Raw genomic sequence first — 14,717 nt, 5'->3', positions numbered from 1 at the left:
AAAATAAGGTAGTTCAACTGTACCTTTGCTGTAAAAAGCGGTATAATATAAGAGAAGAAAAATAAGGGGTGAAATTGTGAAAAAAGAAGTTTTCATTGAAACGCCCTACATCACTTTAGGCCAGTTACTTAAAGAAGAATCCGTCATCAGTACGGGCGGTCAAGCCAAGTGGTATTTGCGGGAAAACACCGTGGATGTCAATGACGAGCCGGATAATCGGCGCGGCCGCAAGTTGTATCCTGGAGATACGGTCGCCGTACCTGAGGTAGGATTATTTTTTATACGCTCAAAGCAGGGTGAATAATGTATTTGCAGGAGTTGCAGCTGCAGCATTTTCGCAATTATCCGGCCGCTGATCTGCAGCTGGGTAAGGGCATCAACGTCTTATTAGGCGAAAATGCGCAGGGGAAAACCAATCTATTAGAGGCCATTTACGTGTTGGCGTTAACGCGCAGTCACCGGACGGCAAACGACCATGACCTGGTCAACTGGGAGGCCAAAACGGCTAAGATCAGTGGCAAGGTGGTCAAGAGTGCCGGGACCGTGCCGTTAGAGCTGACATTTTCGCGTCAGGGCAAACGCGCCAAGGTCAATCACCTGGAACAGGCGCGGCTGTCGCAGTACGTGGGGCAGCTCAACGTGATTTTATTTGCGCCGGAAGATCTCGCCATCGTCAAAGGGGCCCCGTCCGTGCGGCGGCGGTTCATGGACATGGAGTTTGGCCAGATGAATCCGCGCTACCTCTACAACTTGAGCCAGTATCGTACGCTGTTGAAGCAACGCAACCGCTACTTGAAGGATCTCCAGCACAAGCAAAAAAAGGACCTCCTTTTTTTGTCGGTGTTATCCGATCAACTGGCGGCATACGGGGCGGAGATCATTGCGCAACGGTTGAACATGCTCAAGAAGCTGGAGCACTGGGCCCAGGCAATTCACGCCGAGATCTCGCAACAACGCGAGGAATTGACGTTTCATTACGCCACCCAGGTCCCTGACGACCAGTTAACGGACGCCAAGACCATCTGTGCGGCGTTAACGGCGCTGTACGCCAAGCAGCGCGATAAGGAGCTCTACCAGGGCACGACGCTGGTGGGCCCCCATCGCGACGACCTGCATTTTCAGGTCAATGGCAAAAACGTGCAGACGTTCGGGTCGCAGGGTCAGCAACGGACCACGGCGCTCAGCGTAAAGTTGGCCGAGATTGATTTGATGAAAGAAGAGACCGGCGAGTACCCCGTCTTATTGCTAGACGACGTGCTCTCCGAACTCGATGATGCCCGGCAGACCCATCTGCTGACGGCAATTCAGGATAAAGTCCAAACGTTTATTACCACCACCAGCTTGAGCGGGATCACCCGCCAGCTGATCAAGGACCCGACCATTTTTCACGTGGCAGCGGGCACCGTGGTGGCTGACGCGTCGGCAAACGACGCAGCAACAAAGGAGGATTAGGCAGTGGCTGATTACGAACACGAAACCAAAGCAGAACAGGCACGGGAATACGATGCCAGCCAGATTCAAGTCTTAGAGGGCTTGGAAGCGGTCCGGAAACGGCCCGGGATGTACATTGGCTCGACGAGTGCCCAAGGCCTGCACCACTTGGTCTGGGAAATTGTGGATAACGGGATCGACGAAGCCTTGGCGGGCTTTGCCGACGAGATTCACGTGACCGTCAATAAGGACAACAGTGTAACCGTGACGGATAACGGGCGGGGAATCCCAATCGATATCCAAAAGAAGACGGGGAAACCCGCTTTGGAAACGGTCTTCACCATCCTGCACGCCGGGGGTAAATTCGGCGGTGGCGGCTACAAGGTCTCTGGTGGGCTGCACGGGGTTGGTGCGTCCGTGGTCAACGCGCTGTCGACCGAACTGGATGCTCAAGTCATCCGGGGTGGCAAAAAGTACGGGATCACCTTTAACCGCGGTCACGTGGTCACACCGATGCGTGTAGTTGAAGAGGGCTTGCCTGAAGACCAACATGGCACCATCGTGCACTTCTTGCCGGACCCAGACATTTTCCGAGACACGACGACGTTTGACATCAAGACGTTGACCACCCGGATCCGGGAACTGGCCTTCTTAAACAAGGGCTTGCGGATCACGATCCGTGACGAACGCCCAGAAACGCCAACGGAAGACGACTTCCTCTACGAAGGTGGGATTCGCCACTACGTTGATTATTTAAACGAAAACAAAGAAACCCTGTTCGAACCCCCAATTTACGTGGAAGGGCAGGAAAACGGCATCACGGTGGAAGTGGCCTTACAGTACACTGACGACTACCACAACAACCTGTTGACGTTTACCAACAACATTCACACCTACGAAGGGGGGACCCACGAAGAAGGGTTCAAGCGGGCCTTGACGCGGGTCGTGAACGACTACGCGCGTCAAAACAAGCTGATGAAGGATAACGAGGCCAACCTGACCGGGGATGATGTCCGCGAAGGGTTAACGGCCGTCGTGTCCGTCAAGCACCCGGATCCCCAATTCGAAGGGCAGACCAAGACTAAGTTAGGTAACTCGGATGCCCGGACCGCCGTGGATCATACGTTTGCCGATCACTTCATGCGCTTCTTGATGGAACATCCGGATGTGGCCAAGAAGATCGTCGACAAGGGGAACCTGGCGTCTAAGGCGCGGGTTGCCGCTAAACGGGCCCGGGAAGTCACCCGGAAGAAGAGTGGGCTAGAAATTTCTAACCTGCCTGGTAAATTGGCCGATAACACGTCCAAGGATCCCGAAATTTCCGAACTGTTCATCGTCGAAGGGGACTCCGCCGGTGGCTCTGCCAAGCAGGGCCGTTCGCGGTTGACGCAAGCCATCCTGCCAATTCGGGGGAAAATCTTGAACGTCGAAAAGGCCTCCATGGACCGGATCTTGGCCAACGAAGAAATTCGTTCGCTGTTTACCGCCATGGGCACGGGCTTTGGTAACGATTTTGACGTGGCCAAGGCCAACTACCACAAGCTCATCATCATGACCGATGCCGATGTCGATGGCGCCCACATTCGGACCCTGTTGTTGACGTTGGTCTACCGCTACATGCGGCCGTTGCTGGATGCCGGGTACGTGTACATCGCTTGCCCACCACTGTATCGGGTGCGTCAAGGCAAGATGCAACGGTACTTAGACACCGACGACGAATTGAAAGACTTACTCGGCCAATTGCCACCAGCACCTAAGCCACAGATCCAACGGTACAAAGGGTTAGGGGAAATGGATGCCGAACAGCTCTGGGACACCACCATGAATCCGGAAAACCGGCGCTTATTGCGGGTCGATGCGGATGATGCCATCAATGCCGACCAAGTGTTTAGCATGTTGATGGGCGATAAAGTGGCTCCCCGGCGCGAATTCATCGAGGACAATGCCACCTTTGCCGAGTTGGATGTTTAGTGAGTGTTAGGGAAGAACGGAGGGTAAAAATTTGGCTGATGATCAAAATTATTTAAGTCGGATTACCGACGTTGACCTGTCACAAACGATGCGCTCATCCTTCTTGGATTACGCAATGAGTGTGATTGTTCAACGGGCGTTACCGGACGTGCGGGATGGCTTGAAGCCAGTCCACCGCCGGATCTTGTACGATATGCATGAACTGGGGATTACCCCCGATAAGCCATTCCGGAAATCAGCCCGGATGGTCGGGGATGTCCTCGGGAAATATCACCCACATGGGGATTCCGCTGTGTACGAATCCATGGTGCGGATGGCCCAAGATTTCTCGTACCGTTACATGTTAGTCGAAGGTCACGGGAACTTCGGGTCCGTCGATGGTGACGGGGCCGCTGCCATGCGGTATACCGAAGCGCGGTTGAGTAAGATCGCCATGGAAATGCTGCGGGACATCAACAAGGATACGATCGATTTTCAAGACAACTATGATGGGTCCGAACGCGAACCCGTCGTCTTGCCATCACGGTTCCCGAACCTGTTAGTCAACGGGGCTTCCGGGATCGCCGTGGGGATGGCCACCAACATTCCGCCGCACAACTTGACGGAAGTGATCAGTGCGCTGCACATCTTGATGAAAAACCCCGATGCCAGTCTGGCTGAGTTGATGGAGGCCTTACCAGGGCCCGACTTCCCAACCGGCGGGATCGTCATGGGGAAGGCCGCCATTCGCCGAGCTTACGAGACCGGGAAGGGTACCATTACCTTGCGAGCCAAGGTCGATATCGAAGAAGAAAAGAACGGCAAGCAACGGATTGTAGCCACGGAAATTCCGTACATGGTCAACAAGGCCAAGCTGATCGAACGGATCGCTGAATTGGCCCGGGACAAGCGGATCGAGGGCATTACCGATGTCAACGATGAAACCGACCGGACCGGGATGCGGATCGTCATCGATGTCCGCCGCGATGCCAGTGCCGAAGTCATTTTGAACAACCTGTACAAGATGACCTTGATGCAGACCTCATTTGGGATCAACATGCTGGCCATCGTCAACGGAGCCCCGAAAGTACTGGGCTTAAAGGCCATCTTACAGTACTACCTGGAATTCCAGTTGCAGGTCATCAAGCGCCGGACGGCCTTCGAATTGCGCAAGGCCGAAGCGCGGGCCCACATCCTGGAAGGGTTGCGGATCGCCTTAGACCACATCGATGCCATCATCACGATCATTCGCCAGTCACAAACGGCGGAAGTCGCTAAAAATGAATTGATGACACGCTACAGCCTGTCAGACAAGCAATCGCAAGCTATTTTGGACATGCGGTTGGTTCGCCTGACCGGTTTGGAACGCGAAAAGGTCGAAAAGGAATACAACGATGTCATGGCGAACATCAAGGACTACAAGGAAATCTTGGCCTCCAAGGACCGCCAACAAGACATCATTTACCAAGAATTGTTAGACATTCAAAATAAGTTTGGGGATGCCCGGCGGACCGAATTGATGGTCGGCGAAGTCCTCAGCTTGGAAGACGAAGACTTGATCGCCGAAGAAGACGTCGTGGTTTCCTTGACGCACAACGGCTATATCAAGCGCTTGCCAACGTCTGAATTCAAGGCACAAAACCGCGGTGGTAAAGGGGTTCAAGGCATGGGCGTGCACGATGATGATTTCATCGAACACCTCGTGGCAACCTCCACGCACGACATGTTGCTGTTCTTCACCAACACTGGGAAGGTCTACCGCATGAAGGGCTACGAAATCCCTGAATACGGCCGGACCGCCAAGGGGATCCCCGTGATCAACCTGCTGGGGATCAACAACAACGAGCACGTGCAAGCCGTCATCAACGTTGCCAATCCGGGTGAAAACGAACAGCGTGATCTGTTCTTCACCACGGTCCAAGGCACGGTCAAGCGGACGCCGGTCGATGAGTTTGCCAACATCCGCAGCAATGGTCTGAAGGCCATCAACCTGAAGGAAGACGACGAGCTGATCGATGTTGCCATCATCAATGCCGATGCCAACATGATTATTGGGACCCACTTGGGGTACGCCGTGAGCTTTGCGGCCCAAGACGTGCGCTCGATGGGTCGCTCAGCCACTGGTGTGCGCGGGATTCGCCTGCGTGACCACGACTACGTGATCGGGGCCAGCGTCTTGAAGCCCGACAGTCGCGTGTTTGTCATTTCCGAAAAGGGTTATGGGAAGCAAACGGCCGCCAGTGAATACCCGATCAAGGGACGTGGTGGTAAAGGGATCAAGACGGTCAACGTGACGACCAAGAACGGACCGTTGGCTGGGTTGACCACCTTAGACGGTGACGAAGACATCATGTTGGTCACCGATAAAGGGGTCATGATCCGCTTTAGCGGCAGTGACGTTTCCGAAACGGGTCGGGCTACCTTAGGGGTACACCTGATTCGTTTGGCAGACGACACCACGGTCGCTACCATGGCCAAGGTCGACAAAGAAGACGACAGCGCTGACGACGATGCCAATGCAGACAACAGTGCCGCTAGTGAGACGGCACCGGCTGCTGCACCAGACAACGCCGCAACGACGCCGGATTCGGATGCGCCGGAAGCTTAATTAAAAGATCAATATAGTCATAAAAATCAGCGTGGTACCTTTGAGTCGTTAGACGATTGGGTATGGCGCTGATTTTTGCGTAGCATCAAAATTCCTACCGGATGGTTGCGGGGAGGAATCTTTTGTCCACAAGTCTACTTGTAGACGTAAACACTGAAAGTAAAACGATTAACCCGATGGAACTCGAACTGGCTGAAAGCCTGAATAGTAGCCGTTCTTAGTCCCTGTTTTTTTATAAGCCAATTGGTGTTTCATAACAACCAACCCCACGCGTTGCCAGCTTAAAGTCACCGTCTGATTTTAATTTAAAAAGGAATTGTTTGTAAGAATTTTCATTGATACGCTGGAGACACGGCTATTTGCTAGCCATTATTTTTCAGGGAGGGTTTTGTTATGGGTAAACATCATTGGCAACATGTCTTAATGGGCACACTCTTGGTCCCAGCATTGATCGCGGGGAGTGGTGAGTTCTCGACGATCACGGCGAATGCCAAGACTGTAAAAGTCACGACCAAGACGGACCGCTACGCTGCACCGACCGCACAACCGGGGTACAAGACGGTGCCGAAGAAGTACAAACGGTCGATTCCCATTCAAATTTTAGGCATCAATGACTTGCATGGGGGGCTGGAGACCACGGGCTCCGTCAATATCGGGGCGAAGACCTACGAGGGTGTCGGGACGGTCACGCGGCTGGCGGCCGGCTTGGATCAAGCCCAAAACCAATTTAAAAAAGTCCAACACTCCAAGAATACCTTTCGGGTAGAGGCGGGCGATATGGTCGGGGCTTCACCGGCTAATTCAACGCTGCTGGCACACGAATCCACGATGCACGCGTTAACAGCCATGAAATTTCAAGTGGGAACGCTGGGAAATCACGAATTCGATCACGGCCTGGGTGAGTTCAACCGAATCCTGACCGGGAAAAAGCCAGCCACCACGGCATCTTCGCTGATTCAAAAGTATCCGCATCAAAATTCGAAGATCAAACTCGTGGTTGCCAACGTGGTCAAGAAGAGCAATCATAAGCGCCCCTACGGCTACCAGCCTTACGTGATCAAAACGGTCAAGGCTCACGGTAAAAAGGCAAAGGTAGGCTTCATCGGGATTGAAACGACGGATCTGCCTAGTTTGACGCTCCTGCAAAATTACCAGGATTATCAAATCTTGGATGAAGCGCAGACTATTAAGAAGTATGACCGCATTTTAAACAAGAAGGGCGTCAAGGCAGTCGTCGTCCTGGCCCACACTGGGGTCTCGACTTACGGTAAGCAAACCAGTGGGTCGGCCGTCGACATTTTAAAGAAGGTCAATCAAACAGATCCTAAGAATAACGTGGGCCTGTACGTGGCCGGCCATTCCCATCAGTACGCCAACGCGACGGTGGGGAAGACGCGCGTCGTGCAGGCGGTGTACACGGGAAAGGCCTACAACAACACCCAAGGATACATCAGTCCTAAGACTGGGAAATTCATGCGCTTAGTGTCACACGTCTATCCGGTCCTGCCGAAGAGTCAGGCGCCGAAGGTCAAGGACAATGCCAAGGTATCGGCCATCGTGGCGGATGCTGACAAGCGCGTCGCTCCGCAGGTCAATGCGGTGATTGGTCAAGCAGCCACCGCCACCACGATCACGGGGCGTCTCAACAACTCTAAGACCATGGAAAATGCGGCCGGGGAACTGGTCGTCGACGGGCAGTTGTATGAAGCCAATAAGTTAGGCACCAAGGCCGACTTTGCGATGACCAACAATGGTGGTGTGCGGGCTGATCTGGCGGTCAAACCGGACAAGTCGATCACCTGGGGTGCGGCCACGGCCGTTCAGCCATTTGGCAACATCCTGCAAGTCGTTGAGATGACGGGTCAGCAGATCAAAGATGCGTTGAACCAGCAATATGATGAGAAACAGGCCTACTACCTGCAGATTGCCGGGCTGCATTACACCTACACGGACAATCCGGCTGGTGGCGTCGACACGCCTTACCAGGTGGCCGATATCACCAAGGCCAACGGCGATCCACTGGAGATGAAGGCGACCTACAACGTCGTCATCAATGATTTCTTGCATGGCGGTGGCGATAACTTCGCGGCCTTTAAGGACACCAAGATCGTGGCGTCAGTGGGGACGGATACGGATACCTTTGTCAATTACATCAAGGATATGACGGCAGCGGGGACGCCGGTTCAAGCACCAAAATTGGATCGAAAGGTTTATCTCGGCAGCCATTAAGGACCAGAAAAGAGAGTGAAACTGACTGCCTTGGGGCGCACGTTTCAGCTAGATAAGGGAATGCGAAAGAGCCTAGGAAGGATTTATCCTAGGCTCTTTTTGCTGGGACGAGCCCGGTTAGCTGATGGACAATTTAATTGTGTCCAGCGGCTATAGTTTAAATAATAAACGTTTCTACTGGCAATTTTTCGGGGAAGTGACTATACTCGGTCTAGACCATGAAAACGACAGTTGGCGTCGACCACTAGGGGGGTGGGGCTGGCGACGATTTGAAGTGAACCGATTGAGCCAAATGGGGATTGCGTGATTAAGGGGCTTAACTGCTAATCCGGCAAAAGGAATGAAAGCTGTTAATTTTAGAAAATTGCGTCCCTTGGGGATGTGGAGGAGGACATGATGACAAGCAATTGGCGGACACAAGTCCATGAAGTCAACTTTATCTTGAAGGTAGGGGTCGTTGTCAGTGTGGCGTTGGGTGGCTGGGAGTGGCGTAGCTTCCAACCGGTCCCAGCCGCAGCGAACCGCGTCGTAGCGACCACCAGAAGCGCGTGGGGGACCACGGCCTCTGGCCAGTCGGGGACGTCTAAGTGGACGCTGCGCAATGGGGTGTTGCGCCTGGAAGCCGGCCAATTGGCGCGGAATCCAACGTGGCAGCAGTACGCCAGCGAGGTGCAAGAGATCCAAGTCCTAGGACCGGTACAATTACCCGCCAATAGTGCCGGCCTATTTGCGGATTTCACGCAGCTCCAGCAGGTCAGTGGTTTCACGCAGTTGGATACCAGTCGGGTCACCAATATGGCGCGGATGTTTCAAAATGTCGAACTGTTAAGGACGCTGGATTTGAGTCACTGGGACGTGAGCCACGTGACGTCGATGTGGATGATGTTTTGGGACGACGATAGCCTCAGCACACTCAAACTCACGGGCTGGCGGACGCCGAGTTTAACGAACATGAATGGGATGTTTGCCAAGACGGCGTTGAGTGGCCTGGACCTCGACGACTGGGACGTCAGCCACGTTACCGATATGGGTTCGATGTTTGATGAGATGCCATACCTGCAGTACTTGGCCATCGATGATTGGCAAACGGGCCAGGTGACCAACATGGGGTGGATGTTTGCGGAAACGCCCCGGTTAAGCGGTCCGGATATCCAGGAGTGGGACACGCATCAGGTGACTCGCATGGACGATATGTTTATCGACAGTGGGGTGCGGTGGCTGGATCTGCATCACTGGGACGTCAGCCACGTGACGGACATGGATGAGATGTTTCGGCTCTGTGAGCGGTTGACTCACCTGGACGTCGCCGGCTGGCAAACGGGGCGAGTCACGAATATGGACCGGATGTTTCAGGGCGTTCCGGCCACCACGTTGGCGGTTTCGGACTGGGATGTCAGTCACGTGACGTCGATGACGCAGATGTTTCGTGACGTGGGGGTGCCGGCGTTAGACCTGGCTCACTGGGACGTCCGCCACGTGGGGAATTTCGAGCAAATGTTTGGCCGGGCGCGGATAAAGACGCTCGATGTGAGTGGCTGGCAAACGGCACGGGCGGCCAGTATGCAAAAGATGTTTATTTATGCGCTCGTGAAAAATTTGGACCTGTCGGGATTTGACATGACCCATTTGGACTATCGCCCCAATGATGTCTTTTGGACGGATGGGCGCGTCGAGGACATGCTGGCGTACATGCCGGCATTGAAGACGGTGCGGCTGGGGCCAAAGAACTTGCTGCTGGATGCGCACGGCTACACGGTCGGTCTGGGACTGACGAACGTGGACGGGCAAAAAGATAGTCAATGGCAGGCCGTGGGGACAGGAACGGTGGCGCATCCGCAGGGCCAGTTGCTGAGCGTTGCTGAACTGGAGCACCACTACACGTCGGCGATGGCCGATACCTACGTGCGGGTCCCCAAGCTGCGTGACCTGCGAATCGACTACCAGGATATTGACACGCATCAGAAACTGGCACCGTCGCAAACTCAGCAGGGGCTTCTGGGGTCAATGTATACGCTGACGCCTTTGCTGATCCCGGGCTATGAATTTGTCCGGAGTAGTACCGATAGTCTGTTCGGTGACTTTATGGAAGATCCGGTGGCGGTCCAACTGTACTATCGTCGGGTGACGGTGAAACCGGACCCGGGACCTGATCCTGACCCTAAGCCAGACCCGGAACCCAATCCGGAACCAACGCCAGACCCCGATCCTGATCCGGAGCCCAACCCGGAACCCAACCCGGAACCGACGCCAGACCCAAATCCGACGCCTGATCCAGGGCCCAGTCCGGAGCCCAATCCTAATCCAAATCCCAATCCAGAGCCGACGCCTGAGCCGAATCCCAACCCTGAACCGAACCCTGATCCGGCGCCAGACCCGAACCCAGGCCCCAACCCAAGCCCAAATCCAACACCAACGCCGAATCCAGGATTAACACCGGCCCCCACGCCGCAACCGCAACCAGTCCAGCCCATTGAATCTGGGGATGCGGCCGACCAAGTCACCCCGCAACCCGACCAGCCGGTACAGACGGGAAATTCTGGCGATCTGATTACGCCAGAAAACCGGCCAGTTGAGTCACGGCCAGCGCAACGCCAGCGGGGACAACAGCCAGTAAACCAGTCAATGCAGTCAAGACAATCACCGGCTGCCGCGCAACCAGCCAACCAACAATTACCCGCGACGGGTGAGCAGCTGTCCCGGGTGGCGCTGATTTGGGGAAGTCTATTGTTAGGCGGATTGGGTTGGTATTGGTGGCGTAAGCGGTAATCATAGGTGTGATTTATACAACTACTAATCGTTTTGCTGGATTAGATACTGAAGTGAGCAATTTATTTGAAGCTGATGGCGGCTAACTAAGCTTGTTATAATCAAAATTATTTAAAATATTTAAATAATTGTATATGGTTTAATCTGTTTACTTTATTGCACCGATTTGGTATCTTAGCAGTAACAACTCAATCAGAGGGGAGAAGGGACGATGACGGGAGAATCGGTCGGTCGTTATTTGCAGCAGTGCCGCCAACAACGAGGGGTGGCGTTGACTGCCTTAGCAACGCGCGTGTGTCCACTGGACGTTTTGGCGGCAATTGAACAGGGGCAGCGCTCCCCCAGCGTGGCCCAGTTGACCCAACTGTACCAACAACTGGGAATCGTACGCAACCGGCCCTTGCCGCAGAGCTATCCCATTCGGCGTCTCCCCGTGTTTGACCGGCGACTGCAATCTTGGTGGCAAAAGCAGGCGTACGGGCAACTGGTGGCCAATGTGGCCGCTGGTGACGTGCTGCGCCAGTTGACCACTGACACGGATCGCCAGGCCATCCTGTATTACTATGGCCGCTCGCTGGCGGCAATCGGGGATGTGGAGGCCGCCCAGTTACATTTACGCGCGGGCCTGATGTTTATGACCCCCCAATCCCCGCAAGTCTACCGCTCGCTAGACCTCTTGTTACTGGCGGCGGAAAATAGCGTTAGGGACCTCACAACGCCCGAACCGGATCTGTCGGGTTTTGACCGGGCGGTAACGGTCATCAGGGAGGGCCGGGTAAGAGATATGCCAGAAAATTTGACGTTGGTCTTTTACCAGTATGCCCAAGCACAGCTGAACTTAAACCGGCCGCAAGCAGCGATTACCTTGTTACGCGAGGCCATCGCCTGGGATGTGCAGCACCAGACGACCTATCTCTTGCCGGATTGTTATCTCTTGCTTGCGCTGGCGTTGAAAATGACGCAACCGGAACGGGCGGCATTCTTTCATCTTGCCGATCAGCCCGAAAAATTTTAAAGAAGTTGCGAGATTCAAAAATATTTGGCGATTTTTTACGGAGTTGATGGGTGTAACGTAAGTAAGCAACCCATCGGTCGGCCCCGATTTGCTTCAGAATTAAATCTATGCTATACTACTAGCTTGTGAGTATCTGGCTTACGCTAGTGTCTCTCCTTGCTTCCGCATTGCAGCGGGGGCCTGAAGTCCATAAGGAGGTGTAACATTCATGGAAACTACTAAATACGAAATCACCTACATCATTCGTCCAGACCTTGACGATGCCGCTAAGACCGCTTTGGTTGAACGCTTCGACAAGTTACTGACTGACAACGGTGCAGAATTGATCAACTCGAAAGACTGGTCAAAGCGTCGGTTCGCATACGAAATTGGTGGCTTTAACGAAGGTATCTACCACGTTATCACGTTAAACGCAACTAATGACGAAGCCTTAAACGAATTCGACCGTTTATCCAAGATCAATGACAGCATCTTACGTCACATGATCGTTAAGCGCGAAGACTAATTTAAACTTTAATTTTTGAGAGGAGTTATTCAGCAATGATCAACCGAGTAGTACTTACTGGCCGACTGACACGGGATGTTGACTTACGCTACACCCAAGGCGGTGCTGCTGTTGCCACCTTCACGCTGGCCGTTGATCGGCGGTTCACCAACAAATCTGGTGAACGGGAAGCTGATTTCGTAAGTTGTGTCATTTGGCGCAAATCTGCGGAAAACTTTGCTAACTTTTTCCACAAGGGGTCCCTTGTCGGAATTGAAGGACGCATCCAGACCCGGAATTACGAAAATCAACAAGGCCAACGTGTTTACGTTACCGAAGTTGTTGTCGAGGACTTTTCGTTCCTTGAACCGCGTTCTCGCAACGCGAACAACAACGCCGGGGGTAACTACAATGGCGGTTCCATGAATAATAATGCTCCTCAGCAGAATCAGAATCAAAATGCCAACCCGTACACGAGTGGGAATCCAGCTCAGTCTGGTCCAGCTCAAAATACGACGCCAAATCCTGGAAACAACAATCAGGGGAACGCTGGGAACAACAACACAGCCGATCCGTTTGCCAATTCCGGTGATTCCATTGACATTTCCGATGATGATTTACCGTTCTAATTTCTAAATACGAGGAGGGAATTTCCTATGGCAGGACAACGTCGTGGCGGCCGTCGCCGTCGTAAGGTTGACTTTATTGCAGCCAACCACATCGAATACATTGATTACAAAGATACTGACTTATTGCGTCGGTTCATCTCCGAACGGGGTAAGATCTTACCTCGCCGGGTGACTGGTACTAGTGCCAAGAACCAACGTAAGTTAACTATCGCTATCAAGCGTTCACGGATTATGGGCTTAATGCCTTTCGTCAGTGATGAAGGCTAGTCCTTCAACTAAAAAGAGACCAACTACAGGGATGTGGTTGGTCTCTTTTTGCGCTTAAATTGGCTTGATTTTTAAAATTGCTGCTGACCGTCGATGTAAACGTGTTTGTCTGATTGTTTGACGGCCTGAGTATCGGCTAAGGGGTCAGCTGTTAGGACTTGAAAATCGGCGTGCTTGCCAATCTCTAGGGTGCCGTAGCTATCGGCGATGCCTAAAAGTTGGGCAGAATTGATGCTAGAGCACTGGTAGGCTTGAGCCGGGGACATCCCAATCTTGGTGAGGAGGCCAAACTCGTCGGGGGTGCGGTCGAAACCGTTAAAGGGGGTTCCGGCATCCGTTCCACACGTGAATTTCACGCCTAGTTCAAAGGCCCGCTTGAGGTTACGGTAGGTGTCATCGATCGCATCCGCGGCCTTTTTGACTTCCCAGTCAGGAAGCACGCCGACACCCTTTTCAGGGATGACCCATTCGGCGATGAGCGTGGGGGTCAGATAGGTCCGTTGCGCAATCATCTGTTGGGCTTCCGCTTCATTGACGTAAAACCCGTGTTCAATCGAATCAACGCCGGCGTCCAAGGCATTTTGAATTCCTGGGTTACCTTCTGCGTGGGCCGCAACAATGCGCCGCTTATGGTGAGCTTCCTCAACGGCCACGCGCATCTCTGGCACGGAGAGTTGGGGGTCTTCCATGAAATCATTGGGCGTCATGACGCCACCGGTTGCCATGACCTTGATACATTCAGCGCCGGCTTTGAACGCTTGACGGACGCTTTTCCGCATTTCGTCAGGCGAGTCGACCAAGTAGGCCGAATTGCGGCCGTCACCGTGGCCACCAGTCATGGAAAATGCCCGACCGGACGCCATGATGTGCGGTGTTTTAGGCAGGCGACCGGCCCGTTGTAGGCGCTTGAGCTTGATATCGACATCGTAAGTTGACCCACATTGACGGATGTAAGTCACCCCGGAGCGAAGCAATTTTTGCAAGTTCTCGTAGCCAAAGACGGCCGATTCTGATTCTGAGGCACCAAAGCTACCGCTAAAGGATTCGGGATTGCTGGTGATGTGGGTATGGACATTGATGAAGCCGGGCATGACATACTGTCCGTGTAAGTCGATCTGTTGGTCAGCCGGGTCCGGTTGGCCGGTGCCCCGTGCAGTCAATTTACCAGTGGTCGTGTCAACGGTGAACCAAGCGTTTGGTTCGTTGTGGTCCGTCGCCCCGTCAAATAGGGTGCAATTAAAGAATGTTTTTTTCGTCATAAGCAAGTTCCTCCTTGATGGATTCTGGTCGTGTGATTAATTACGGAAAAACGGGTCACCCCCTTTAGATGTGTGCCGC

General features: G+C 53.5%; 11 protein-coding genes. 10 read left to right on the top strand and 1 reads right to left on the bottom strand.

Annotation, left to right across the window (positions count from 1 at the left end; genetic code table 11):
• The first annotated feature begins 76 nt into the window (after nt 1–76).
• From yaaA to rpsR, 10 genes are all read left to right on the top strand, one after another.
• Nucleotides 77–304 carry a S4 domain-containing protein YaaA gene (gene yaaA, locus LKH74_RS10825; protein WP_135367803.1) on the top strand — a complete coding sequence of 76 codons (228 nt, stop codon included), beginning with the start codon at nt 77–79 and terminating at the stop codon, nt 302–304.
• Nucleotides 304–1,452 (top strand): DNA replication/repair protein RecF, encoded by a 1,149-nt coding sequence (recF, locus tag LKH74_RS10820; protein ID WP_135367804.1) that lies wholly within the window; start codon nt 304–306, stop codon nt 1,450–1,452. The genes yaaA and recF overlap by 1 nt, the downstream gene beginning before the upstream one ends.
• A gap of 3 nt (nt 1,453–1,455) precedes the next feature.
• Entirely contained in the window at nt 1,456–3,402 is a 1,947-nt protein-coding gene (gene gyrB, locus LKH74_RS10815; RefSeq protein ID WP_287788990.1) for a DNA topoisomerase (ATP-hydrolyzing) subunit B, read from the top strand.
• 88 nt (nt 3,403–3,490) lie between these two features.
• On the top strand, nt 3,491–5,989 hold the full coding sequence (gyrA, locus tag LKH74_RS10810; RefSeq protein WP_434737657.1) for a DNA gyrase subunit A: 2,499 nt from the start codon (nt 3,491–3,493) through the stop codon (nt 5,987–5,989).
• Nucleotides 5,990–6,382: 393 nt separating this feature from the next.
• Nucleotides 6,383–8,218: a bifunctional metallophosphatase/5'-nucleotidase gene (locus LKH74_RS10805; RefSeq protein ID WP_287788986.1), complete on the top strand. Its 1,836-nt coding sequence runs from the start codon at nt 6,383–6,385 to the stop codon at nt 8,216–8,218.
• A 393-nt stretch (nt 8,219–8,611) separates the two neighbouring features.
• Nucleotides 8,612–10,984, top strand: coding sequence for a BspA family leucine-rich repeat surface protein (locus LKH74_RS10800; RefSeq protein ID WP_287788985.1), 2,373 nt, complete (start codon nt 8,612–8,614; stop codon nt 10,982–10,984).
• Nucleotides 10,985–11,195: 211 nt separating this feature from the next.
• Entirely contained in the window at nt 11,196–11,999 is an 804-nt protein-coding gene (locus LKH74_RS10795) for a hypothetical protein (protein WP_287788983.1), read from the top strand.
• Nucleotides 12,000–12,207: 208 nt separating this feature from the next.
• Nucleotides 12,208–12,504 carry a 30S ribosomal protein S6 gene (gene rpsF, locus LKH74_RS10790; protein WP_125574700.1) on the top strand — a complete coding sequence of 99 codons (297 nt, stop codon included), beginning with the start codon at nt 12,208–12,210 and terminating at the stop codon, nt 12,502–12,504.
• A gap of 35 nt (nt 12,505–12,539) precedes the next feature.
• Nucleotides 12,540–13,112 carry a single-stranded DNA-binding protein gene (ssb, locus tag LKH74_RS10785; protein ID WP_287788982.1) on the top strand — a complete coding sequence of 191 codons (573 nt, stop codon included), beginning with the start codon at nt 12,540–12,542 and terminating at the stop codon, nt 13,110–13,112.
• A gap of 27 nt (nt 13,113–13,139) precedes the next feature.
• Nucleotides 13,140–13,379, top strand: a complete 240-nt coding sequence (gene rpsR, locus LKH74_RS10780; protein WP_129032222.1) for a 30S ribosomal protein S18 — start codon at nt 13,140–13,142, stop codon at nt 13,377–13,379.
• A gap of 71 nt (nt 13,380–13,450) precedes the next feature.
• On the opposite strand, the gene LKH74_RS10775 is transcribed toward rpsR, so the two are convergent.
• Nucleotides 13,451–14,638 carry a metal-dependent hydrolase family protein gene (locus LKH74_RS10775; protein ID WP_287788980.1) on the bottom strand — a complete coding sequence of 396 codons (1,188 nt, stop codon included), beginning with the start codon at nt 14,636–14,638 and terminating at the stop codon, nt 13,451–13,453.
• Between the last annotated feature and the right edge of the window lie 79 nt (nt 14,639–14,717).

The organism is Levilactobacillus sp. (assembly GCF_022646225.1).
Lineage (GTDB): Bacteria > Bacillota > Bacilli > Lactobacillales > Lactobacillaceae > Levilactobacillus > Levilactobacillus suantsaiihabitans.
Note: the sequence above shows the minus strand (reverse complement) of the source record. Positions and strands in the feature narration are given on the sequence as shown.